At 60.8% G+C, this 23687-nt stretch carries 25 protein-coding genes; 15 read left to right on the plus strand and 10 right to left on the minus strand.

The window, feature by feature from the left end; translation table 11 throughout:
* Positions 1 to 281: 281 nt before the first annotated feature.
* Positions 282 to 977, minus strand: a complete 696-nt coding sequence (locus tag AC1D0I_RS23815) for a VIT1/CCC1 transporter family protein (RefSeq protein ID WP_477398146.1) — start codon at positions 975 to 977, stop codon at positions 282 to 284.
* The gene (locus tag AC1D0I_RS23820) at positions 974 to 1420 is read right to left on the minus strand and encodes a cytochrome b (protein WP_477304612.1); all 447 of its coding nucleotides are present in this window, start codon (positions 1418 to 1420) and stop codon (positions 974 to 976) included. Before AC1D0I_RS23820 ends, AC1D0I_RS23815 begins: the two co-directional genes overlap by 4 nt.
* A 285-nt stretch (positions 1421 to 1705) precedes the next feature.
* On the opposite strand from AC1D0I_RS23820, the gene AC1D0I_RS23825 reads away from it, so the two are divergent.
* The 3 genes from AC1D0I_RS23825 to AC1D0I_RS23835 are packed head-to-tail and all read left to right on the plus strand — an operon-like array spanning position 1706 to position 4735.
* Positions 1706 to 2479 (plus strand): FMN-binding protein, encoded by a 774-nt coding sequence (locus AC1D0I_RS23825; RefSeq protein ID WP_477398148.1) that lies wholly within the window; start codon positions 1706 to 1708, stop codon positions 2477 to 2479.
* Between the two features lie 25 nt (positions 2480 to 2504).
* The gene (locus AC1D0I_RS23830; RefSeq protein WP_477398150.1) at positions 2505 to 3227 is read left to right on the plus strand and encodes an FAD:protein FMN transferase; all 723 of its coding nucleotides are present in this window, start codon (positions 2505 to 2507) and stop codon (positions 3225 to 3227) included.
* Complete coding sequence (locus AC1D0I_RS23835; RefSeq protein WP_477304606.1) at positions 3224 to 4735, plus strand: RnfABCDGE type electron transport complex subunit D; 1512 nt, start codon at positions 3224 to 3226, stop codon at positions 4733 to 4735. Before AC1D0I_RS23830 ends, AC1D0I_RS23835 begins: the two co-directional genes overlap by 4 nt.
* A gap of 7 nt (positions 4736 to 4742) precedes the next feature.
* Here AC1D0I_RS23835 and AC1D0I_RS23840 read toward each other — a convergent pair whose 3' ends face one another.
* Genes AC1D0I_RS23840 through AC1D0I_RS23850 form a run of 3 tightly spaced genes read right to left on the minus strand, consistent with a single transcriptional unit; the run spans position 4743 to position 7065 of the window.
* On the minus strand, positions 4743 to 6086 hold the full coding sequence (locus tag AC1D0I_RS23840) for a sensor histidine kinase (RefSeq protein WP_477398152.1): 1344 nt from the start codon (positions 6084 to 6086) through the stop codon (positions 4743 to 4745).
* Positions 6086 to 6751, minus strand: coding sequence for a response regulator transcription factor (locus AC1D0I_RS23845; RefSeq protein WP_477226102.1), 666 nt, complete (start codon positions 6749 to 6751; stop codon positions 6086 to 6088). Before AC1D0I_RS23845 ends, AC1D0I_RS23840 begins: the two co-directional genes overlap by 1 nt.
* Positions 6751 to 7065 (minus strand): PepSY domain-containing protein, encoded by a 315-nt coding sequence (locus AC1D0I_RS23850; protein ID WP_477304602.1) that lies wholly within the window; start codon positions 7063 to 7065, stop codon positions 6751 to 6753. Before AC1D0I_RS23850 ends, AC1D0I_RS23845 begins: the two co-directional genes overlap by 1 nt.
* A 141-nt stretch (positions 7066 to 7206) precedes the next feature.
* Between AC1D0I_RS23850 and AC1D0I_RS23855 the strand changes: the two genes are divergently transcribed.
* Together AC1D0I_RS23855 and AC1D0I_RS23860 are read left to right on the plus strand one after the other, a co-directional pair.
* Complete coding sequence (locus tag AC1D0I_RS23855) at positions 7207 to 7479, plus strand: hypothetical protein (protein WP_477304600.1); 273 nt, start codon at positions 7207 to 7209, stop codon at positions 7477 to 7479.
* A gap of 119 nt (positions 7480 to 7598) precedes the next feature.
* Positions 7599 to 8066 (plus strand): DUF2231 domain-containing protein, encoded by a 468-nt coding sequence (locus AC1D0I_RS23860; RefSeq protein WP_477304598.1) that lies wholly within the window; start codon positions 7599 to 7601, stop codon positions 8064 to 8066.
* Between the two features lie 116 nt (positions 8067 to 8182).
* On the opposite strand, the gene mgtA is transcribed toward AC1D0I_RS23860, so the two are convergent.
* Entirely contained in the window at positions 8183 to 10825 is a 2643-nt protein-coding gene (gene mgtA, locus AC1D0I_RS23865; protein ID WP_477398154.1) for a magnesium-translocating P-type ATPase, read from the minus strand.
* A 336-nt stretch (positions 10826 to 11161) separates the two neighbouring features.
* Between mgtA and AC1D0I_RS23870 the strand changes: the two genes are divergently transcribed.
* Both AC1D0I_RS23870 and AC1D0I_RS23875 read left to right on the plus strand, forming a co-directional pair.
* Positions 11162 to 11407, plus strand: a complete 246-nt coding sequence (locus AC1D0I_RS23870) for a lipoyl domain-containing protein (protein ID WP_477304592.1) — start codon at positions 11162 to 11164, stop codon at positions 11405 to 11407.
* Between the two features lie 65 nt (positions 11408 to 11472).
* Positions 11473 to 11859: a translational machinery protein gene (locus AC1D0I_RS23875; protein ID WP_477398156.1), complete on the plus strand. Its 387-nt coding sequence runs from the start codon at positions 11473 to 11475 to the stop codon at positions 11857 to 11859.
* Positions 11860 to 11964: 105 nt separating this feature from the next.
* Here AC1D0I_RS23875 and AC1D0I_RS23880 read toward each other — a convergent pair whose 3' ends face one another.
* Positions 11965 to 12315, minus strand: coding sequence for a c-type cytochrome (locus AC1D0I_RS23880; RefSeq protein WP_477304588.1), 351 nt, complete (start codon positions 12313 to 12315; stop codon positions 11965 to 11967).
* A 26-nt stretch (positions 12316 to 12341) separates the two neighbouring features.
* On the minus strand, positions 12342 to 12725 hold the full coding sequence (locus AC1D0I_RS23885) for a phasin family protein (protein ID WP_477304586.1): 384 nt from the start codon (positions 12723 to 12725) through the stop codon (positions 12342 to 12344).
* Positions 12726 to 12944: 219 nt separating this feature from the next.
* On the opposite strand from AC1D0I_RS23885, the gene AC1D0I_RS23890 reads away from it, so the two are divergent.
* The 4 genes from AC1D0I_RS23890 (at position 12945) to AC1D0I_RS23905 (ending at position 15452) form a co-directional block, all read left to right on the plus strand.
* On the plus strand, positions 12945 to 13769 hold the full coding sequence (locus AC1D0I_RS23890; RefSeq protein ID WP_477304584.1) for a universal stress protein: 825 nt from the start codon (positions 12945 to 12947) through the stop codon (positions 13767 to 13769).
* 28 nt (positions 13770 to 13797) lie between these two features.
* The gene (locus AC1D0I_RS23895; RefSeq protein WP_477304582.1) at positions 13798 to 14163 is read left to right on the plus strand and encodes a DUF2267 domain-containing protein; all 366 of its coding nucleotides are present in this window, start codon (positions 13798 to 13800) and stop codon (positions 14161 to 14163) included.
* Between the two features lie 136 nt (positions 14164 to 14299).
* Complete coding sequence (locus AC1D0I_RS23900; protein WP_477398158.1) at positions 14300 to 14989, plus strand: phosphoribosyltransferase; 690 nt, start codon at positions 14300 to 14302, stop codon at positions 14987 to 14989.
* The gene (locus tag AC1D0I_RS23905; RefSeq protein WP_477304578.1) at positions 14970 to 15452 is read left to right on the plus strand and encodes a pyridoxamine 5'-phosphate oxidase family protein; all 483 of its coding nucleotides are present in this window, start codon (positions 14970 to 14972) and stop codon (positions 15450 to 15452) included. Before AC1D0I_RS23900 ends, AC1D0I_RS23905 begins: the two co-directional genes overlap by 20 nt.
* A gap of 76 nt (positions 15453 to 15528) precedes the next feature.
* On the opposite strand, the gene AC1D0I_RS23910 is transcribed toward AC1D0I_RS23905, so the two are convergent.
* A complete protein-coding gene (locus AC1D0I_RS23910) occupies positions 15529 to 16365 on the minus strand; it encodes a universal stress protein (protein ID WP_477304576.1) in 837 nt (278 codons plus the stop codon).
* A gap of 174 nt (positions 16366 to 16539) precedes the next feature.
* Between AC1D0I_RS23910 and AC1D0I_RS23915 the strand changes: the two genes are divergently transcribed.
* Positions 16540 to 16938 carry a c-type cytochrome gene (locus AC1D0I_RS23915; protein ID WP_477304575.1) on the plus strand — a complete coding sequence of 133 codons (399 nt, stop codon included), beginning with the start codon at positions 16540 to 16542 and terminating at the stop codon, positions 16936 to 16938.
* A gap of 53 nt (positions 16939 to 16991) precedes the next feature.
* A complete protein-coding gene (locus AC1D0I_RS23920; RefSeq protein WP_477398160.1) occupies positions 16992 to 18545 on the plus strand; it encodes a bifunctional aminoglycoside phosphotransferase/ATP-binding protein in 1554 nt (517 codons plus the stop codon).
* A gap of 13 nt (positions 18546 to 18558) precedes the next feature.
* Here the strand turns inward: AC1D0I_RS23920 and AC1D0I_RS23925 are convergent, their stop codons facing one another.
* The gene (locus AC1D0I_RS23925) at positions 18559 to 21246 is read right to left on the minus strand and encodes a bifunctional acetate--CoA ligase family protein/GNAT family N-acetyltransferase (RefSeq protein ID WP_477398162.1); all 2688 of its coding nucleotides are present in this window, start codon (positions 21244 to 21246) and stop codon (positions 18559 to 18561) included.
* Between the two features lie 156 nt (positions 21247 to 21402).
* On the opposite strand from AC1D0I_RS23925, the gene AC1D0I_RS23930 reads away from it, so the two are divergent.
* Together AC1D0I_RS23930 and AC1D0I_RS23935 are read left to right on the plus strand one after the other, a co-directional pair.
* Positions 21403 to 21789 carry a DUF302 domain-containing protein gene (locus AC1D0I_RS23930; protein ID WP_477398164.1) on the plus strand — a complete coding sequence of 129 codons (387 nt, stop codon included), beginning with the start codon at positions 21403 to 21405 and terminating at the stop codon, positions 21787 to 21789.
* A 31-nt stretch (positions 21790 to 21820) separates the two neighbouring features.
* Entirely contained in the window at positions 21821 to 23674 is a 1854-nt protein-coding gene (locus tag AC1D0I_RS23935) for a heavy metal translocating P-type ATPase (RefSeq protein ID WP_477304569.1), read from the plus strand.
* Positions 23675 to 23687: the final 13 nt, after the last annotated feature.

Raw genomic sequence — 23687 nt, forward strand, 5'->3', positions numbered from 1 at the left:
CTGACCCAGCTAGATTATTGATCTACCTGGATTTTTTCTTTGCTTGCCGCTCGAAACGCCGCAAAAAATATTTTGAGGTTTCACCAACTATCGGGACCAATCGGGCGATTTTTGCACTTTACGGCGTTCGACAGCGTGCCCAAGCTGTCTCGAAAAGTACCGTCACCGCTCTACGGACGATCTAGCGAACCGCACTAGTCCCATTCAACGTGGGTCGCCAAGTTGTTTCTTGCGCCTTTTGCCTGTGGCAATTCGGAAGAACGATTCGTCAGGCGAATGAATCAGATGGCAGTACCGACGACGGCGCCAATGCCGGCCGTCAGCGCCATCGCCAGCGCGCCCCAGAATGTGACTCGAACCGTTGCCCTCAACGCATTGGCGCCGCCAGTTTTCGCACCGATGGCGCCCAGCACGGCCAGGAAGAGGAGCGAGGCAACGGATACGGTTGCGGCAAGCCAGGCGGCCGGCGAAACAAGCACCATCGCCAATGGCATGGCCGCGCCAACCGAAAATGCAGCCGCTGAGGTCAGCGCGGCCTGAATCGGTCTTGCCGTCGTCATCTCCGAAATACCGAGTTCGTCGCGTGCGTGGGCGCCGAGCGCGTCCTTAGCCATCAATTGGTCGGCGACCTGCAAGGCCAGCTTTGGCTCCACGCCCCGCCTGACATAGATGTTCGCAAGTTCCTGTCGCTCGAAGTCTCGCTGTGTCGCCAGTTCCCCTCTCTCACGCGCAAGGTCGGCTCGCTCGGTATCGGACTGTGAACTGACCGAGACATATTCGCCGGCCGCCATCGACATCGCGCCGGCGACCAGTCCCGCTACGCCGGTCACCAGAACGTTGGAGGCAGCGGCATTGGCTGCCGCCACACCAACGATCAGGCTGGCCGTCGAGACGATGCCGTCATTGGCGCCGAGAACGGCAGCGCGCAACCAGCCGACGCGCGATACGAGATGGTTCTCTGCATGCAGACGGCTCATGACGTGCGCTGCGGCCGCAGCATCCTGACAAGCACATCCGACTTCACATAGAAGTGCTGCCACAATGCGGCCGCCGCATGGAGCCCGACGACGACGATGATCACCGGCTTGGCAAGCTCGTGTATCTCACCCATCGCACGAAAGCTGAAGTACCATGCCAGTGCCCCAGTAATCGGCATCCCGAAAATAAACAGGTAAAGCAGGAAATGGGCGGCAGCGGCGATCCGCTTCAACGCCGCGCCTTCTTCGAATGGTGCAGCCGGCACGCCGCGCAATAGACGGACCGCAACCCGCCAGATCGCCAGCGCCAGAACGGTCAAACCGACATAGACATGAATATTCGCGTTGAAGATGTCGGCAGCTGCCGGCTCGGTGCCGCGCGAGAGCGCCCGGTAAGCCGGCTTGATGTCCTCGCCAATTACAAGCTGCAGGACGATCAGCACCGCGATTGCCCAATGCAGCAGTATCTGGGTTTTGGTGTATCCGGCCGGCTCGTTGGCAACAGTCATAGGCAGCTTACCTCGCTTAAGTGGACCTTCCTACCTCGCTGCTTATGCGAGAATCTTGATCTAGGACAAGTCAATTTGCCCTCTCCCCTTGAGCTTTCAAGCGCGCCCCTCCCAGCTTGAACTCGGCTGACAGCCAGTTGTCAGCTTAGTCGTGGGATATTGCACCCGAAGCGAACCAGACGGATCGCCTTGCCAGATTCAACGTGGAACACAATTCCGATGAAACAGATCGCCTTGTCACTTTTCGTGATCGCCGCCTCGGGCGCTTATGCATGGGAGCAGGCCGGCAAGGATCCGGCAAACGATATGCTTGGCGACGCGCTGCCGCCCAACGCAGTCGAAGCACCTGCCGAGCAACCAAAAGAGCCGGCATCCGCAGCGACTTTGCCGATGCTTCGGCCCCTGCCGGTGCCGATCGACCTGCGGTTCCGAACAAGGTTCCCGATTGCCCGGGAAACGACGGCGGGCATAGCAGTTTCCACCGAACGGCAAAATGATCCAGCCAAGCAGATAACGGTTCCGATGGCACCACATCGGTCGCCAACGCCACCTAAGCAGGCAGCGGCTCCGGCTGTCACCGATCCCTCGTCATTAGCATCGTCATTCGCCATAACTCCTGCCGTCTACATACCTGTCCCACAGCCGAGGCCGGCATATCCGGACGCGCCCGCACGTGTTGTCCCAGCGGGTATGCAACTGGCCGCACAGGGTTATGCCGACGGCGTCTACACCGGCCCGCCCGCCGATGCTTATTACGGCATCATTCAGATTCAGGCCCTCGTACAGGGTGGGCAGCTTACGGCGCTGAAAGTGCTGAAATATCCCTCCGATCGCCGCACCTCCATCAGCATTAACAGGCAGGCGCTGCCCATGCTGCGCGACGAAGCGATCAGCGCCCAAAGCGCCAATGTCGACATTATTTCGGGCGCGACACTGACCAGCAGGGCCTTTATCCAGTCGCTGCGCGGCGCGCTGAAGAAAGCGTCTTCCTAGTCCCATGCGAGAAACGCGAATTTTGATGGGCATGCCCGTTACGGTCGACATCGGCGGCGCGTCGAACGGTGAGCTGATCGACACCGTCTTCGGCTATTTCGAGCACATCGACCAGCGCTTCAGCACATACCGGTCCGACAGCGAGATCACGGCCATAAACCGCGGCGACGTTCCAGTCGTCGACTGGAGTGGCGAGATGATGGAAGTGCTGGCCATTGCCGAACGGACGAGAAGCGAAACCGCCGGATACTTTGATATTCGCAAGCCCGACGGTTCGCTCGATCCTTCCGGCATTGTCAAGGGCTGGGCAATCCGCAATGCGGCCGGGATTGTTCAACGGGCCGGCATCAGCGATTTCTTCATCGAGGCGGGAGGCGATGTCCAGTCCTGCGGCAAGAATGCTTCGGGCCATGACTGGAGTGTCGGCATCCGCAATCCCTTCAAAGAGGACGAGGTCGTAAAGGTCGTCTATCCCCGCGGTCGCGGTGTCGCGACCTCGGGCACCTATGTCCGCGGTCAACACATCTACAACCCGCATGGAATTGGCAGCCCGATCCAGGACATCGTCAGCCTGACCGTCATCGGCGCCGATGTGCTCGAAGCCGATCGTTTCGCCACCGCTGCCTTCGCCATGGGCCGGGACGGCATTATCTTCATCGAGCAGACGCCAGGCCTGGAGGGGTATGTCGTCGACGCCAATGGCCGCGCCACGCCGACAACCGGGTTCGGGGCCTTTTGCCTGCCATGATCAAAACAGTCGACCGATTTCTCGATCACGTGACCATGTACAGGCTGGTCCTCTACTATCTGATGGCGCTGGTCGGCGCGGCGTTCGTGCTCGGCTTCTTGAATCTCATACCGCATGATCCGATTGCACTCGCCTTCACGACGGCTTTGGCGCTGGCCGCCTGTTGGCTCACCAACAAGGTCTTTGCGCATACCTTCGCGGTACCGGCTAACAACGAGTCCGTCTACATCACCGCTCTCATTGTAGCGCTCATCCTTGATCCGGTAGCCGTCACGGACACAAAGGGGATCGCGGCGGTGGCACTCGCGTCCGTCTGGGCGATATCATCCAAGTTCATTCTCGCTATCGGCCGGAAGCACCTTTTCAATCCGGCTGCGTTGGGCGTGGCGCTGTCCGCGCTGCTGCTCGACCAACCAGCCACCTGGTGGGTTGGCGGCAATCTGGCGTTGCTTTCGCTCGTGCTCTTCGGCGGCATGCTCATTGTCCGGAAACTGCGCCGGCTTGATCTAGTCTCGACCTTCGTTATCGTGGCGCTGGCGACCATTCTGGCAGCCACGGACCCATCGCAGTACTGGACCGCGCTTACTGAGACCCTGGGTTCGTCGCCTCTGCTGTTCTTTGCCTTTGTGATGCTGACCGAACCGCTGACCGCACCGACGATGCCTTGGTCGCGGATCGTCTTTGCCGCCATCGTCGGCTTACTGTTTGCTCCCAATATCCATATGGGCTCGTTCTATTTCACACCGGAACTGGCGCTACTCGCCGGCAACCTCTTTGCCTATGCGGCGGGCCCCAAGGGACGCTTCGTGCTGACCCTGGAACGCATCGAGCAATCGGCAGTCGACAGCTTTGATTTCATCTTCCGGTCGCCCCGCAAGCTCGCCTTTGAGGCCGGCCAGTATCTCGAATGGACGCTTGGCCTCGATCGTGCCGACAATCGCGGCAACCGCCGCTATTTCACGGTTGCATCAGCGCCCACGGAGGAAACGGTCCGCCTCGGCGTCAAGTTCTATCCGCAATCAAGCGCCTTCAAGCGCGAATTGATGACCATGAAGCCAGGCAGCAAGATCCACGCCGCGCAACTGGCCGGCAACTTCACGCTGCCCGCCAAGCGTGAAACCAAGATCGCCTTCCTGGCCGGAGGCATTGGCATCACGCCGTTCCGCTCGATGCTGCAGTATCTCCTTGACCGGAAGGAGGCACGGCCGATCGTGATTCTGTACGGAACCGAGAGCCAAGAGGACATCGCCTATCGCGACGTGCTTGGCGCCGCCAGGCAGGAGCTTGGCATCAAGACGGTGCATGCTGTAGCTCGAAGCGCAGAGCGGGGCCAATATGCCGGACATATAGATGAGCACCTGGTGCGCCTGGCTATCCCCGACTACCTCGAGCGGACTTTCTATATTTCCGGCCCGCAGGCGATGGTCAAGGCGCTGCGCCAGAAACTGCTGGCCATGGGCGTTCGCCGCTCGAAGATAAAAGTCGACTATTTCCCAGGCTTTGCCTGAAGCACGCTCAACTGTGTCGCGGCAAGGAAATGGTCACGACCAGACCCGGATCGGCGTTAGCCATGGCAAGGCGTCCGCCATAGGCTTCGACGATGTCGGAAACGATGGCAAGGCCAAGGCCGTTGCTGCCGCTCTTGCTGTCGAGCTGGACGCCACGCGACAAGGCGGTCTCCCGATCGGCATCGGGTATACCTGGGCCATCATCGGTGACAGTGACGATCACCTCGCCAGCGGTGGCGGATGCACCGACACGGACTGACGACTTTGCATAGCGTGCGGCATTCTCGACCAGATTGCCGAGGATTTCAGACAGGTCGCCTTCATCGATCGGCGCCGTCAGAACTTCTGCGACGTCCATCTTGAATGAAAGCTGCTTGCCGCTTGGCGTCCGTTTGACGACCGCAATGACGCCAGCCGCGACGTCCGACACCCGGCAGGATGCCTTGCCGGAGACGCCTGGCGCAAGGCGGGCACGCGCCAGCTCCCGCTCGACATGGCGCCGGATCGCTCCGGCGCTCTTCTCGATCTCGTTGGCCAGACCCGTCTCGCCTTTCATTCGCAACGTACGGATATCGGCCGACAGCACTTGCAGCGGCGTCTTCAGGCCGTGCGCCAGATCGGTGGCGCGCGAGCGGGCTCGCGCAAGAGCCTTCTCCTGGGCATCGAGAAGACGGTTGATTTCGTCGGCGAGCGGCTGCACTTCGTTTGGTGCCACCACATCGAGCCGTGCCGCTCGCTGTGCGATCACGTTTCTGACGGCGACCCGCAAGGTCTCCAGCGGCGCAAGGCCGATGGTGATCTGGATGAAAAACGCGGCCATGAGAACTGCCGCAAGCATCAGGAGGGCTGGAGCAAGATCGCGAACATATTCGCTTACAGACACCTCCACGGTTCGATGATCTTCCGCCACGATTGCGCGAAAGGAACGGCCTCCGGCATCGATGATCGTACGCTCGACCGCAATACTGAGTTCGCCACCAGGGCCCTTGAACTCCTCGACCGCTCGCAGCTCACCACTTGCGCTCCGGGCAGGCAGGACCAGCTTGGCGTCCCACAATGATCGCGAACGCTCAAGGCTGCCGGTGGCGATGTCCTCCACTTGCCAGTAGTAACCGGACAGCGGATTGGCGAAACGCGGGTCAGTGAGCGCTGGGGTCACGATCAGGCGGCCATCGCTTGCGAAGATCGTTGCGCCGATCAACTCGTTGAGGTCAACCGTCAGCTCGCCCACCACGCGTCGTTCAACGTGAAGTTCGAACAGATAGCGGAGGCCGGCGCCGGCGATGGCGAGTGCGACAAGAATCGAGATGGTTGCCGCCAACCACAGCCGGAAGCGGATCGAGTTGCCCATCAGGCGGGATCATCGGGCATCAGATACCCGAACCCGCGTCGTGTTTCGATGACATCGCTGCCGAGCTTCCGCCGCAGCCTCGCTACAATGACTTCGATCGTGTTCGGATCGCGGTCGTTCCCTGAATCGTAAAGATGCTCAGCCAGTTCGGTCGGCGCCACCACCCGCCCTGCATGATGCATCAGAAACGCCAGGAGCCGGTATTCCAGCGGCGATAGGGAAACGGGAATGCCGCGAAGCGATATCCGCATTTGGCGCGTGTCCAGAAGCAGCGGGCCGGATCTCAACACTGGTGCCGCCTGCCCTGCTGAGCGACGCAGGATTGCCCGCAACCGGGCGAGCAGTTCTTCCATTTCAAAAGGCTTGGGAAGGTAGTCGTCAGCACCGGAATTGATGCCCTCGACACGCTCCGTCCACATCCCCCTTGCGGTCAGGATAAGAACCGGAAACCGGCGGGCGTTGGCTCGCCAACGTTTCAATATCGTGAGACCATCGAGCTTGGGCAAACCGAGGTCCAGGATCGCTGCATCATAGTTCTCGACATCGCCGGCGAACCAGGCAGCCTCTCCATCGCGAACGGTATCAACCGCCATTCCGGATGCCCTAAGGACTGTAGCGATATCGGCCGCGATACGCGGCTCGTCCTCGGCCAGGAGGATCTTCATCAGTCGCCCTCCCCATCAGGCATGATGACACCGGCACCGGCGTCGACGTCGACGGTCCTTCGCCGGCCATCTGCATCGACGACCTGGAACCGGTAGACCCATCTGTTTGCCTTGCGGATGAGATCGACCGCAACAACATCGCCGGGAGCTTTGGCGCGGACAACGTCCAGTATGTTGGCAAGACCCTTGATTTCGCCGTGCTCGTACAGATCCCGCGCCCGGTCATGGTCGCCGTCATCGTCCTCGTCGGCTCGGGCAGCGAGAGGCATGGCCAGGACAAGTCCCGCGAGACCCAGCACCGCGACACGCTTCAATTGGCTTTTCATCGGCAAGGCATGTCGCACGTTGAAGCTTTCAATTTGCTGTCAGTCATCCTCAGCCCCCCGCAAGCAAAGGGCTCATATCAAGGCATTGTCGCGTCCAATCACGGCCGCGCCGAGTAAGGATACCAGACCATGCGCAATTCCATATTTGTCCTTGCAGCACTTGCGGGCCTCACGATCTTTGCCTTGCCCGCGGCAGCTGAATCGGACGAAGGATCATGTGGGGCGCCATCCTCCGTCGCACCTGTCGGTCCGATCAATCTGGACACTATCCCCATACAGGATGCCACCGGCCCCAAGGCCATCAAGGGCGTTGGCGATGACGACGAATGCGGCGACAGTCCCACCTCCAGTAGAGCCGCTTTCGGCAGCACTGAGGACGACGGCCATGGAGAAGACGACTAAGAACACGGAGCTATTTCTGCTCAGGGATCATTGAGCTTGGCCCCGCTAGCCAACCGCTCGTCGTCAAGGCCGACATCCATCTATCGCTTCGCCATTTCTTAGTCCGAGAGTTCTTTCTGATGATCGATATCCAACATATCCACCCAATCCTCGTGCATTTTCCAATTGTGCTCATTTACATGCTTGCGACTATCGACCTTCTGGCGCTCGCGAGCAGCAATGCTGTGACAAGGCGCTCTGGCGTGGGCACGATTTCCACTTTTGTCGCTCTGGCAGCGGGCGTCTTCGCTATTGGAACCTGGTTCTACGGCGGACTGGCGCTTGACTATGCTGAAGCCGCGGGCTTCAGCAGCGACATTGCAGAAATCCACGAAAGCCTCGGCGGCATCACGGCCTTCGCCTTTCTGAGCTGGGGCGGCGTCCGGCTCGCTTTGTGGGTCCGCAATCGCGAGATGGGGCCCGCGGCTATCGCCGTTCCTGTGATCGAGGTTGCAGGCGCAGCGCTTGTAACCGCTACAGCTTACTACGGCGGCCTGCTTGTCTACGATCTCGGGGTGAATGTGGCCAAGACTGCCTTCGCTGGCTAACCTGGCAGATCGGCTCACGGACCATGGACGGGCTTGTCGCAAGGCCTCTCGATGGTCGGCTGTGGGCGGGTTGGCCGCATTTCTTGCCATGCTTTGATCCTCAATCATGCATTATCTCACCGGATGTGGGCTGAATGGGATATGATCCCACCGCTGATGGCATGCCCTGCCCTCGATCGACGCGGGTGCCTGCTCTCATAATCGAAGAACCAGCGCTTGGTTATCTCCGAAGCCAACAGATAGAGAGCGGTGATGGCAACGAGCCCGACAAGCACTGGCAGCGGAAGCGGCACGAAGCCGAAGCGTCCGGCGAAGGGCACGTAGGGTGTAGCGATCGCAACAACCGCAACAGCCAGCGTAAGCCATGCAAGCAGGAGGCTGGGACGGCTCTTCCAAAACGTCTTATGCGTGCGCACGATCAGCACGATGGCGAGTTCCGTCAGCAGCGACTCGACGAACCACGCAGTCTGGAARGTAGCCGCTGTCGCATGTGCAAACAGCAGCAGAAAGGCGAAGGTGGCGAAATCGAATAGCGAGCTGACCAGGCCAAAGCCGATCATGAATCGCCTGACGAAGCCGATGTCCCAGCGACGGGGTCCGCGCACCTGGTCTGGATCGACATTGTCGCTGGCGATGGCCAGCGAGGGAATGTCCGACAGGAAATTGTTGAGCAGGATCTGCGCAGCCAGCAGCGGCAGGAATGGCAGGAACAGCGACGCGACAGCCATGCTGATCATGTTGCCGAAATTGGCGCTGGTCGTGATCGAGATGTACTTCATCGTATTGGCAAATGTCTTGCGGCCATCGTCGACGCCGCGCACGAGCACGCCCAGATCTTGCTTGAGAAGGATGATATCGGCCGCTTCGCGGGCGACATCGACTGCCTTGTCGACGGAGATGCCTATGTCTGCCTCATGAAGGGCGGGCGCATCGTTGACGCCATCACCCAGATAACCGACGACATGGCCGCGGCTCCGGAATGCCTGGACGATGCGCTCCTTCTGGTTGGGATCGATCTCGACGAAGAGATCAGTGTGCTGCACACCTGCGAAAAGCCCGGCCTTCGTAAGCTTTGAAAGGTCCTCACCGGTCATGATCCTTTCGGCGCGCAAGCCTACGGCACCGGCGAGATGTGCGGCAACGTACCGGTTGTCGCCCGAAACAACCTTTACCGCGATACCGCGATGGGAAAGTTCGGCAAGCGTTTCCTTGACACCTTTCTTTGGCGGGTCGAGGAAAAGCAGGAAACCCGCGAAGGCGAGATCGATTTCGTCGTTCCTGCTGAACGTTTTCCGGTTTTCAAATCGACGGATTGCCAGGCCCAGAACGCGGTAGCCGTCCGCGCTCCAGCGCCGGAATTTTTCGTCAATCGCCGCGCGCTGCTTCTCATCGAGGGGTTGCAGCCCTTTGGCCATGCTGACGAAGGCACACGTTTCGAGGACATTTAGTACGGCGCCTTTGGTGATCAGAAGATCTGAGGCATCCTTGGTTCGCACAACAACGGATAGGCGCTTGCGAATGAAATCATAAGGGATCTCGTCGACTTTGGTGAAAGCGGCCAATGATGCGCCTCCCCCCGGCGCACCGACGATCGCTTCGTCCAGCGGGTTCTTCAGTCCGGTCTGCATGGTCGCGTTGAGACGTGCCCAAAGCAGGATGTCGGTTGACGGATTGCCGTCGACATCAAGCCATCCGTCGAGGTGGATGACGCCTTCCGTCAGCGTGCCGGTCTTGTCAGTGCAGAGCAGGTCCATGCTGCCCAGATTTTCGATGGCGTCGAGACGGCGCACAATGACGCCGTTTGCAGCCATCGCGCGGGCCCCTCTAGCAAGGGTAACACTGATGATAGCGGGAAGGAGTTCCGGGGTAAGACCAACCGCCAGTGCCAGCGAAAACAGCAGCGATTCAATCAGCGGTCGATGCAGCATCAGGTTGGCGAAGAACACCAGGATGACAATCGCCAGCATGATCTCGGTCATCAGATAGCCGAACAGCCTAATACCTCGGGCAAACCCTGTTTCGGGGATTTGTCGTTCCAGGGCCGTGGCGATGGATGCGAATTCGGTGCGGGCACCGGTCGCTGCCGCAAGCACGGTTGCGGTGCCGCTGCGAACCGATGTGCCCGTAAAGACCGCATTGCCGCGCTGTGCGACGGAAGCCTCGGGAGCCGACCGCCCCGGTGCTTTCACGACGGGGAAGGTCTCGCCGGTCAGTACGGCCTCACTGACATTGAAATCGCGGGCATCCAGAATGATACCGTCCGCGGGAATGAGGTTTCCGGCGGAAAGCCGGATCACGTCCCCCGGCACGATATCTTCGGCTGCAACCGAGCACTCGATACCATCACGCAGCACAACAGCCTTGCGCGAAATGCGCTGTCTCAGCGCCTCCGTGGCACGCGACGCGCCGTACTCCTGGGTGAAGCTGAGGATGCAGCTTGCCAGCACGATCGCACCGATGATTGCAGCCTCCTGCCCCTCGCCGACGAAAGCCGACACGGTGGCCGCGAAGATAAGGATCAGGACCAGTGGGCTACGGAACTGACGGATAAACACGGTCAACGCCGAGGTGCCGGACCGTGATCCGGGTGTGTTTCGGCCAAATTTTACAAGCCTCGATGCGGCCTCGGAAGTGGCAAGCCCGGAGGTAAGCGTGTCGAGGCGTCGCAGGAGGTCATCGGTCTCGATCGACCAATAGGCACCTGCGTCTGCCGCGACGGGTTGCTGGTCAACTTCGCCGGGTACGATACGAGAGATCATCACTACGACCTAAAGCGGTCGGTGCTGCTCTCTTCGATCAGCACGCGGTTGACCCCGCCGAACGCCCATTCCCGCAGACGGCTTTGACCATAGCGCGCCGGAGACGCATCTATGGCTAGGGTCACGACAATTGACTTGTAGGACATAGCGGACGCCTTTCGCTGGGCGATCGAATGCATGATGAAGTGCACCCGCTGGCGCTCAACGCCTTGATGCCGGTCAAACGCGCGCCGATTGCAGGCTGCCTCCGAGAGGCTCGCGTCGCGTAGCTCTTGATCCGGATCAAGGGCCGCCGTGGCGAGGGGAATATCATTCGGCCGCACAAGGAGAATTGCGATGCAGTGTATCAAGGTCGACGAAGCGCTATGGGCGTCCAGCATGTTGCCCGAGGGCATTCTGGAGCGTTGGTTCATTGCCAGCGGCGACACGATCAAGGCCGCTGAGCGAATAGCCGAAGTTCGCGTTGAAGACGCACTGCACGAGATTGTCGCGCCGGCCGGTGGCCGCGCGACGATTGTCGCAACAGCGAATGCCGTCATCGAACCCGGCTCGATCCTCGCAACGCTGGAGCCGCAGTCGTGAGGCATTCCACGCCTTACGGCGGCGTTTGCGCTCAGCCTCAACAATAACCTTAAGGATGTATAGATATGCAGGCCCAACATGCCGTCGCCTGGCTGGACCATCGCGAAGCCAAGGTGTTTTTCTTCAATCGTCAGACAGCCGCAAGCGTGAGGCTTGTCACTACGCTTGCGCATCTTCAGACCCATAACAAGGCAGGCTCGGTAGATGGCAAGCGGGCGTCGGAAAACGGAGCCTTCTACGACGATGTCGTCAGCGCCCTGCAACCGGCGAAGGAATGGCTGATCGTGGGGCCGGGAGAGGCAAAGGATGAGTTGGCCAAGCATATCCGCGACCACCATCCCCACTTGAAGGATCGCATTGTCGGCGTTGAGCCGGCGGATCATCCAACGGAGGCCCAGATCGTGGCGCATGCTCGATCGTTCTTCCGTGCAGCTGACCGGATGTTGCCCTAGCTTCAGTCCTGGGCTACTGGGACCGCGATCGGCCGCGAGGTCGACTGCATGTCTCCGAGCTGCTGGCGTGAGATCCAATCGTGCCTGCCATCTCCGTGGCCTCGATCATGGTTGTTGCAAGCTGCTGATGTAGGCGATGATTGCCTCGATCTGGTCGGGGCTGGCAACCCACTCAGGCATGTCCGGGTGGCCGGTCGAAATGCCTTCGGCGAGTGCTTCCTCGAGATCCGAGATCGGATAGCGCTTTGACAGGGTGCGAAAGGCAGGAGCGTCCGGGTGGCTGCTCACGTCGGTTTTTCCAATGGCGTGGCAGCGGGCGCAATTGAACTCCACCAGGGCCTTGCCGTGTTCCGCCAGGCTGTCCGCGAGCGCCGGCACCACGGAACCAAGCAATACCGCCGCAAGCACGCAAACCCGTAGACGCCAGTGACCACCGCTGCTCATACAGGCGTTCATGGTTGGAGGCCTCCGCATTCCCCGATCTACGCGACTGTCTTTGCTGCAACGTCCTCGACAGCGGTTTTGGCTTCGTTGCGCACGCGGCTGGCCGTTTCCGAAGCGAGCTTGGAGGTCAGCGACGCGACCTTGCCGGCTTCGGTGGCGTATTCCGATGCCGCATTCTGCAGGAAGGTGGAAAAGATGTCGAAGGCGTCGCTGAATTCGGAACCGTCGATGAGATCCTCGGCCAGCTTAACATCCTGCTCGTAACGATGTTTCAGAAACGCCAGCGTTTCGATCTGATAGCGCATCACCGCCTTGAAGGCGTGCGCCTGAAGAGACGCGGCAGCGAGGATGAGCTTCTGGCCATTTTCCGCCATCGGCAAGGGTTGCGTGCCGAATTGCCACGGCTCCGGTTGGATCTGCATGATCGGTGAACTCCCTTGTGAGGCGGCGCAAACAAAGTGTCCGCCAGACAACGCTACCGCCATTCGTCGTCGCGTCATTGATTAAGATCAAGGCGCATGACCTTTACCGGAGTGCACGGGCAATCGAGCGCCATCAGGTCTCGCCGTATTTGACACGCATCAAGGCCCTTGCCCTTTCTTCGTGGCTAGCTCGCCTCGAAAGCAAAAAGGGCCGAAACGATGGCTTTCAAGACGATCATGGTTCAACTGGACGTGGACGCCATCGGCGCACCGCTCATCTCCGTCGCGTGGGACTTTGCGCAACGGCATGATGCCGATCTGATCGGCTTCTGTGCGGCGGAGCCACATTTTGTCATGCCAACCGGCACTGACGACAGGGCCGCCACAAAGGCCATATGGTCTCAGGTGGAGGAGATAGAGGGTCGCCTCAACTGCTTGAGCGAGGAATTCCTAAGCACTGTCAACGGCGGCAATCGCGCCTCGTGGCGCGGCGAAATAGGAAATCCGACCCTTCAACTTGCGCTTAATGCACGCGCCGCCGACCTGATCGTAACTGGGTCGCCGACGGCCGATCTGATAGTAGACCATCACCGCGCCCTGGACATCGCAAGCTTCATCCTAGCAGCCGGCCGCCCGATACTTGTGGCGTCGGAACCCTGTGCTCCGATCAAGGCCGAAAGCATCCTGATTGCATGGAATGACACGCGGGAAGCGCGGCGTGCCGTTGTTGACGCCATGCCCTTCCTGATCGACGCCCGGGATGTTGTGATCGTCACCGTAGATAATGGGGATACCGCACCTCGGGACAATGTTGCAGATGTCGAACTCTTCCTGAGACGCCACGGGGTGAAGGCGCGATCGAAAGTGTTGGATGCGCGGTGCTCCGAACCAGCGGAGATCCTCCTCCAGATCGGACAGGAGATCGCGGCCGATCTCATTGTTCTCGGCGGCTATGGTCACAGCCGTGTGCAGGAAACGACTTTTGGCGGCGTGACGCGCTCGCTACTCCAGAGCGGGTCGTTCCATCGGCTCATCTCGAACTGAGGTGGCGCGCCCGTGCGTGGAGGCCCAATTGATCCGGCGCAATGCGCAGACGCCCTCGACGCTTCGGGATGAAGATGGAAACTTCAAGGAGCATGCCATGAGCCAGCTGTCCCATACCTCTTTCGGCAGTTTCACCCACGCTGCCCAGCAGGCGCAGCAGGGGGTCAACGAGCTTGCCAGGGATCTTTGCTGGAGCGAACCGAGCGCGTGTCGCCTCCTGCGGTCCGTTTTGCACACGGTGCGAGACTGGCTGTCGCCAGCGGAGATGGCCGATCTTTCCGCGCAACTGCCCGTCTTGATCCGTGGCATCTACTTCGAAGGCTGGAATCCATCGGTGCTTGTGCGTGAGCGCAAGAAAAGTGATCCTCAGCGTCTGAACCAGTTTCGGCTATGATGAGGACGTCGATTTCGATGTCGCAATCAACGCGGTGTTCAAAGTTCTCGACCGTCACATTACGCATAGCGAAATTGAGCAGGTAAGAACCTCGATGAAGAAGTCGCTTCGAAAACTGTGGCCGGTAGATTGACCGATGTTCCGCGACCGCAAAGAGGCTGGGGAGARGCTCGGCACGGAACTGAGCAGGCTTCAACTGCACCAGCCTGTCGTGCTGGCTTTGCCGCGAGGTGGCGTTCCTGTCGCGGTGGAAGTGGCCAGGGCCCTGAATGCTCCTCTTGATCTGCTCATTGTCCGCAAGATTGGCGCCCCCGGCAATTCCGAGCTGGCAGTTGCCGCGATCGTCGATGGCGAGCCTGGGGACGTTGTGTTGAACCGTGAGATCGTCGAGGCCTACGCGCTCGACGACGACGCGCTTCGTGTCTTGGTCGCCAAGGAACGTCCTGAACTCGAGCGCCGGTGCATTGCCTATCGAGGCAACCGGCGGCCCATGTCGATTGCTGGCAAGACAGCGATCATCGTGGATGACGGTGCAGCGACCGGCACAACCATGAAGGTCGCGATCCGTGCGCTGCGGCATCGCTCGCCACGGGAAATCATCGTTGCTGTTCCGGTCTCTCCGCCGGACACTGCGGCTGATTTGGCAAGGGAAGCGGACCGTTTGGTATGCCTCAGCCAGCCAGGGCGGTTCCGTACCCTGGGTCACCACTACCTGCGGTTTCCGCAGCTCTCTGACAGCGAAGTGATTGCCGCCATGGACGAGGCTGCCAAGCTGTACAAGACTGGCCATCGGCACGTCGCCGGCGATGGTTCAAGAGCTAGATAGAAGAGGAGATCACGTCACGCTTGTCCGCACACTTTCGGCCTTGGAGTGCACGAAAATCCTGACGACCAATCGCGTTGGCCGCTTGGCATGCACGAAGGACGGGCAGCCCTACGTCGTGCCCTTCCACTACGCCCATGCGGCTGCTCATCTTTACGCGTTTTCCATGCCGGGCAAGAAGATCGACTGGATGCGAGCCAATCCGCTGGTGTCCGTCCAGGTCGACGAACCTGGCCAGGGACGAGGATGGAGAAGCGTCGTCGTCGATGGTCGCTACGAAGAACTGCCTGATCGTATCGGCTACAAGCTCGAACGAGATCATGCCTGGGCGGTCTTGAGCAAGTACCCGGACTGGTGGGAACCTGGCGCACTCAAGCCGGTCGTTCCTCCCACGGCCGAGAGTGCACCGCATGTTTTCTTCCGAATCCTCATCGTGCAGTTGTCGGGACGAGGAGCAAGTGCGTAGCTTCGCTTCCCTTCGTTGCTATATATGGAATGGGCCGGCGTAATCTGCGCCAGCCCGTTGTTCGCTGCGGTCGAATTTATCGAGCCATCAAAACCGGCAGAGATTGCCCTTCAAGCATCGATTTGGTGACGCCGCCGAAAATCCTCTCGCGCAACCGGGAATGACCATAGGCACCCATAATGATAAGCTCCGCTGCAACGTCACCTGCATGCTGACGAAGCACGTCGGCGACAGAATGGTCCGCGCTCGGCAGTCGTTCGACCGTAACCTTCACGCCGTGCCGGGCAAGATAGGTCGCGGCATCTGCTCCGGGTTCTGCGCCGTGATGGAACTCGTCCTCGATCGGGTCGACCATGACGAGGCGCACATCATCAGCACCTTTCAGCATGTCGAGCGACTCGCGAACGGCGCGCGCTGACTCAAGGCGGGCGTCCCAAGCAACCAGGATGCGTTTCGGCTTCAGCGTTGGCCGCACGCCCTCGGGAACTAGCAGGATAGGCTTTCCCGATGAGAACAGCGCTCCTTGGATGACTTTATCCCTGAGTGTCGGGCTTGTGAGCAGATCTGGGCCAAGAACGGTCAGATCGGCATAGCGGGCGCGCCTTCCGATGACTTCGTCCGCCCAGGCCGTGTCGGGGTAGTCGTCGCTCAGATCAGCCGATACCTCGCTGTGCGAAAGAAAGGCGCCGACTGTCGAGATTCGCTTCTTGAGCCTGTTGACCTCGACCTGACGCTCCTCAAACCAGGCTGGCGAAACGACACCCAGATGCGCACTGCCTGAAGGTGGTGCGGCCAGCTCGAGAACGAGCACCGAGAGATGGGCGCCGATCTGTTCGCACAGGCCGGCGGCCAGCTTGAGATCGCCCTCGCCCTGGTTCGGTCCGGTAACCGTAAGCAGTGTCTTGAACGTCACGGCAACAAACTCCTCATTTCGAAAGAAAGTTCAATCGTTGCTGAAGCGTAAGCGAGAGGGGCTGGTGCGTTCATTGCGCTGAATCAAACACTTTGGTGCGGCGGCATTTGATCCGCATCAACGCACTGTCGAGCCGGGGCTGTAGGCTTGCGCCAATCAATCGGGGGAACGCAGATGAAGTTCCTGATCGCGGTGGCCTTGGCGGTTTTGCCCTTCAATGCGACGGACGCCCAGGAACTCGGCAACGGCAAGGCGGAATACATGAACTCCTGTGCCGTATGCCACGGTCCGGAAGGCAAGGGCGACGGACCGCTCGGCGACGAATTGATCAAGCGGCCGGCTGACCTGACCCGTCTTTCGAAACACAATGGCGGCGCGTTTCCCTATTGGCGCGTTTTCGCCATGATCGACGGCCGCACAATGGTGCCGGAGCACGGCGATCGCGACATGCCGGTCTGGGGTCGCGAGTTCCTCCCCGGCGACGTGAAGAAATATGGTCCGAACGCCGGGGAAATCGTCACCAGGGAACGGATCCATGATCTGGCCGGTTATGTCCAGACGCTGCAACGATGAGAGCAGATGATGGAAACAGTCTCCGGAAGACGCAACATCGAGGATAGCGAACCATGATCGTTGACGGCCAGCAAGCCGCTATCGCGTTTCTGCTTGATCCTGCCTCATACGGCGCGACTACGCCGGTCGAGGCGATCGAGACCCATATCTCGCGTATTTTTCTGACTGGCGAACGCGCCTTCAAGATGAAGCGGGCAGTCAAACTGCCCTATGTCGATTTCTCGACGCCGGCCCTTAGGCTCAGCGCTTGCGAGAAGGAGGTGGAACTCAACTCGAAGACGGCACCCGATCTGTATCGGAGTGTGCGTCGCATCACGCGCGAGGCGGGCGGCAGACTGGCCTTTGACGGCACCGGTCAGATGGTCGAGGCCGCGATCGAGATGGTCCGCTTCGATCAGTCAAGGCTGTTAGATCGGATGGCAACCGCAGGAGAATTGACCCCGGCATTGATGACGGCTGTCGCACGCGTGATCGTGGGGTATCACCGTGCCGCGCCGACGATCCACAATGGCAGCGGGTCGTCCAACATTGCGGGTGTGCTCGACATCAACGAGGCAGGGTTTGCCACCAGCCATGTTTTCACGGAGGCGGAGGTCAAGACCTTTGCCGAAACCTTCCGCACCGCCTTCGCCCGCCATTCCGGATTGCTCGATCTTCGCGAAGCCGCGGGCAAGATCCGCCGGTGCCATGGCGATCTGCACCTGCRCAACATCTGCCTCTTCGACGACGAGCCCCGCCTCTTCGATTGCATCGAATTCAACGACCAGATCGCCAGCATCGATGTTCTGTACGACCTTGCCTTTCTGCTGATGGATCTTTGGCACCGGGGTTTTCCCCGGTTCGCCAATCTGGTGTTGAACCGCTACCTTGATGAAGCCGACGATGAGGACGGTTTCATCCTGCTGCCTTTCTTCATGGCAGTGCGAGCCGCGGTGCGCGCTCATGTCACCGCGACCCAGGTTGAGGAAGGCAGCGAAGATTCCGAAAAGTTGATTGCCGAGGCCAGATCCTACTTCGAACTTGCCCGGACATTTCTCCAGGATACCTCGCCACGGCTCGTTGCCATCGGTGGCCTGAGCGGGTCCGGGAAAACGACCACAGCGGAGGCGCTCGCCGCCTATATCGGAGCGCCACCCGGCGCCCGCATTGTTGAAAGCGATCGCATCCGCAAGGCCATGCATGGAGTGCCCGCGGAAACCAGGCTGCCGAACCGGGCTTACCGGCCCGAGGTCTCCGATCGCGTCTACCGCGAAATGGCGTGGCGCGCCGGGCTTATCCTTTCCGAGGGCTGCTCTGTCGTCGCCGATGCCGTTTTCGACAGGCCGGCCGATCGTGAGCGGATCGAGAAGGCGGCGCGCGACCGGGGTATCCCGTTCTCCGGATTTTGGTTGGAGGCGGATCCACTCGTCCTTTGGCAGCGGGTCAGTGAACGCAAGGGCGGCCCTTCAGACGCCACCATAGACATCCTCTCGCGGCAATTGCAGCGTAATACCACCCAGTCCGGCTGGCGCAAGATCAACGCCGACCAAGAGCTCGTCGACATCGTTACGGAACTGAGAGAGGTTTCCAAGAGCGATACTTCCAAGACCCTGCGCACAGCCTCCTGACTGGTTCGGATGATCAATCCCGACGGAGTTCGAGCGTGGCCTCCACGAGGCCGGGATCATTCGGAAGATGCGTTATCGAGAAGCCGAATTCGCGGCACATTGCCAGCATCTTGCTATTTTCGCTAAGCACAATGCCTTCGATGCGGCGGATCCCATCGGCTTTTGCGTAGTCAACGATCTGCCTGAGCAATTCCCAGCCCAGACCATGACCCTGCAGATCGGTGCGGACCAGCAAGGCGTATTCGGCAGCAACGTGGTCCGGATCGCAAGACAGACGGCTGATACCCGCCAATGCGCCAGAGCTCGTCTCCAGAGCGACGAAAGCCATGTTGCGATCGTAGTCGAGTTGGGTGAGTCGCTTCAGCATCTGGTCGGAGAAGCTCTTGCGCGGCGACAGAAAACGCAGGCGCAGATCGTCAGGCGAAACCCTGGCTAGGAATTCGGGATAGAGCGCGATATCGGCCGGCTTGATAGGCCGGATATGATAGTGCGTGCCGCCGGTCGAAAACTCCTTTTCCCAATCCGACGGATAGGGCCTGATGGCAAGCGTCGGGTTGGGGCCAGGCTCCTCCACCCGCGCGGGCTCGATCTCGATGCGGGCATCGAGCGCAATTACACCCTCGGCGTCGGCCAGCAACGGGTTGATGTCCATCGAAACGAGACACGGAAAGTCGACGATCATCTGGGACAGGCCGTTCAGCGCGGCAACGATCGCCTGCCGATCCGCCGGCTTGCGATCTCGGAACCCGGCAAGCAGGCGACCGATCCGCGTTTGCCCGATCAAGTCACCGGCAAGAACATCGTCGAGCGGCGGCAGTGCGATCGCGGTATCGTCCGTCACCTCAACCGCGACGCCACCGGCTCCAAACAGCATCGCCGGGCCGAAGATTGGATCGCGACTGACGCCAAGGATCAATTCCTGCGCCTGTCTTCGTATCACCATCGGCTGGACTGCATAGCCCTCGATATCGGCTTGCGGAGCGTGCTTGCGCACACCCACCTCGATTGAGCGTGCGGCCTCGCCGGCGGCGGCGGCGGCAGTGATGCCAAGCACCACCCCACCAACGTCCGACTTGTGCGAGATCGTCTTGGACAGCAGTTTGACGACGACCTGCTTGGATGCCCTGAGAAGCCGCCCAGCCGCCGCCTCCACTTCGGTGGAAGATCTGGCGACGATCGTCTCGGGCACCGGAATCCCATAGGCGGAGATCGCCGCCTTGGCTTCGGGCTCGGTTAGTAATCGCCGGCCTTCCCTGGCGACCTGCCTGAATATGGCAAGCACGGCTTCCCGGTCGCTCGTTGTGTCCTCGCTGCGACTCGAGGGCGTCCGCATCAATGCCCGCTGGGCTCGCGACCATTCGCTCAGGTAGGAGACTGCGGTTGCGGCATCGGCGGGCGTCTCGAAACTGGCAATGCCGGCGTCCTGAAGAACGCGTCGCCCTTCGCGCGCCGTGTGTTCGCCAAGCCAGCAGGTCAGGACCGGTTTGCCGCCGATCTTGCCGTCCTTGGAAAGTGTTGCCACTGCGCCCGCTGCCGCTAGCGGCGAGCCAAGCCCCGTCGGGCAGTTCATGACCAGGACAACGTCGGCCCTGGGATCAGCCGCTACGGCTTCAACGGCGGCCCTGTAGCGCTCCGGCGAGGCGTCGCCGATGATGTCGACCGGATTGGCGTGGGACCATGTAGGCGGCAGGGCGATATTCAGGCGGGCGATTGTCTCTGGCGAGAGCTCGGCCAGTTCGCCCTTGCAGTCGATGAGTTCATCGACGGCGAGCACACCGACGCCCCCGCCATTGGTGACGATGCCGACCCGGGTCCGCTCGAGCGGAGCGAAACGGGCGGTCGTTTCAACCGCATCGAACAACTCGGCCAGGCCTTTGACGCGCAGGATGCCTGCGCGCAGCAATGCCGCATCGACGACGCGATCGGCGCCCGACAGCGCGCCAGTGTGGGTCGCGGCCGCTTTGGCTGATTGCTCGTGGCGGCCAGACTTGATCGCGATGACCGGCTTGATGCGTGCAGCGGCACGGGCGGCCGAAATGAACTTGCGCGGATTGGGAATGGTTTCGAGATACATCACGATGGCGCGCGTGTGCGCATCGCCCGCCAGCATGTCGAGACAATCACCCACGTCGACATCCGCCATGTCGCCGAGAGAGACGATCTGCGAGAAGCCGACATTGTTGTGTGCCGCCCAGTCGATCAGCGACGTGGCAATGGCGCCGGATTGCGACAGCAGCGCGATGTTGCCGGGCCTGGCGGCCATGTGTGCAAATCCGGCGTTGAGTTTGACGGGCGGGATCATCAGTCCGACCGTGTTCGGCCCGATGATGCGGAACAGACTGGGCTTGGCGGCATCGAGCATCGCCTGGCGCAGGCCGTTTTCACGTGTCAGCCCAGCCGTGATGACAACTGCCGCCCGCGTGCCCTTTTCAGCAAGGTCGTGCACGATGGCGGGAACTATCCCAGGGGGCGTGACGATAACACCGAGGTCCGGAACACCCGGAAGGTCCGCCGCCTTGGAATAGCAGCGGCGACCCGCGACCTCGGAATATTTCGAGTTGACCGGCCAGATATCGCCTTCGAAGCCGCCATTGACGATGTTGTCGAAGACGACACGGCCGACCGAGCCGTCACGCAAAGATGCCCCAAACACGGCAACCGACTTCGGAGCGAACGCATGTTCGAGATTTCGGATCGTCACCCGTTATGTCTCCCATTCGTGGGCGATAATCGCCTAGTCGATCTTGCCCGTTCGTTGCGTTGGATCAAAGCGTTCTGCGGCCATCGCGATTAGCTCCTACGCAAGGTCACTCGCAAAGTGGCGACGAGCTGTTGCGATCAACGTTTGGAGAGTTAGATGGGTTACTATTTTAGCAAGATCGTCGCCATGCCATTCACGGCGGTAATCGACCACGTGACCRACAAGCTCGCAAGCAAGGGGTTTGGCGTTCTGACCTCGATCGACGTCCAGCAGACCATGAAGGCCAAGCTTGGCGTAGATTTCAGGCCCTATGTTATCCTGGGCGCGTGCAATCCGCATCTCGCATGGCGGGCGCTTCAGTCCGAAGACAAGATCGGAACCATGCTGCCTTGCAGCGTAATCGTCACGGAGGTCGGACCAGGAAAGGTAGAGGTCGCAGCGGTGGATCCGGTCGCTTCAATGGGCGCTATCAGCAATCGTGAGCTTGCGCAGGTCGCGAACGATGTGCGGCGCCTGCTCGAGGAGATGGTCCGCGAACTCTAGCGCCAGGGCCATCAGGGTTGTGGGACATTGTATGAACGAGTCGGCGCTGCGGCGCGCATTGCTGGTCATTGCCATCCTGGGTCTCGCCGTTGGAATCGGGGTCTGGCGAACCGGATTGGGACCAATCGAGGCCGACACAATCTGGACGATGGCGACCTTGCCCGTGGTGGCGGCTCTCGCCATCTCCATTCTGCGTGATTTCTGGATCGGCCGCTTCGGTGTCGATGCAATTGCGCTGGTTTCGATGTCCGCCGCGCTGCTGCTTGGCCAATCGCTAGCCGCGGTGGTTGTCGCGATCATGTATGCCGGCGGCACCGTGCTCGAAGATTTTGCCCGCGGCCGCGCCGAGCGGAACCTCAAGGCACTCACCGACCGGTCGCCGCGTGTCGCACATCGCAAGGCGACAAAAGGAACAGAAACCATCCCCATCGAAGAGGTCGCTGTCGGCGACACTCTGCTGGTACGTGCCGGAGAACTGCTTCCCGTCGACGGCATCCTATTGGATGCTTCGGCCTCGCTCGACGAGGCTGCGGTGACCGGAGAGCCATTGCCGGTGCCGCGCAGCGCTGGCGACACGCTCCGCAGCGGCACCGTCAACGCGGGCGAGACCTTCAGCATGCGGGCTTCCGCCCTCGCAGAACAGAGCACTTATGCGGCGATCGTGCGCATGGTCGCGGCGGCGCAGACCGCCAAAGCGCCCTTCATACGCATGGCTGACCGTTTTGCCCTGTTCCTGTTGCCGGCCACCTTGCTGGTTTCCGGCATCGCGTGGTTTATCTCCGGCGATCCGATCCGGGCGCTCGCCGTGCTGGTCGTCGCGACGCCCTGCCCCCTCATTCTCGCCGCACCTGTTGCCTTCATCGGCGGCGTGTCCCGCGCTGCACGCGCCGGTATCTTGATGAAAGGTTCGGCGGCGCTGGAGGCCCTTGCGCAGGTTCGGACCGCGATCTTCGACAAGACCGGCACCTTGACCATCGGCGGCGCCGAGCTCATCGAAATCGAAGCTGAACCCGGCTGCAATGCCGACCATCTGCTGCAGTTGTTGGCATCGTTGGAACAGGCCTCGCACCATGTGCTCGCAGACTCGATCATCCGGGCGGCGCGCGGGAGGCAGCTGATGCTTTCGCATCCGCATGATGTCCGCGAGCATCGGGGCGCGGGCCTGAAGGGTCGGGTCGAAAGCATGTCCATCGCGGCGGGATCGCAGGCTCTCGTGCTCGGCGACAAACCACTGCCCAGATGGGCGAAAGGCGGTGAAGACCGATACCGGGACCAGCCGGTGTTGAGGGTTTTTGTCACGCTCGGCAATCACCTTGCCGGCATTTTCACCTTCGGCGATGCGCTGCGTGCCGATGCTCACGACGCGCTCGCCAATCTGCGTTCGGCTGGCATCACGCGCATGGTCATGCTGACAGGTGATGACGGTGCCGCCGCAAAGCGTATTTCTTCCATGCTGGATCTGGATGTCATTGTCGCAGATGCTGTTCCAGCGGATAAAGTCGCGACTGTAGAGGCCGAGAAAGCAACGGCACCAACAATGATGGTCGGTGATGGCATCAACGATGCACCCGCTCTTGCCGCCGCGACGGTCGGCGTCGCCATGGGCGCGCGCGGGGCGACGGCCTCTTCCGAGGCGGCGGATGTCATCGTTCTCGCTGACCGGCTGGAGCCTGTCGCCGAGGCGGTGCGGGTCGCCCAACGCACGCGCGCGATCGCCCTGCAAAGCATCGTTGTCGGGCTGGCGCTCTCGGCGATAGCGATGGCTGCGGCGGCCATGGGGCAGATCACGCCAGTGGCAGGCGCATTGCTGCAGGAAGGGATCGACGTGGCGGTTATTCTCAACGCGCTGCGCACTCTTGGCGATGGACGTTTCGGGCGCGCATAGTAGATGACCACAA

The organism is Mesorhizobium sp. P2_D1, assembly GCF_056404455.1.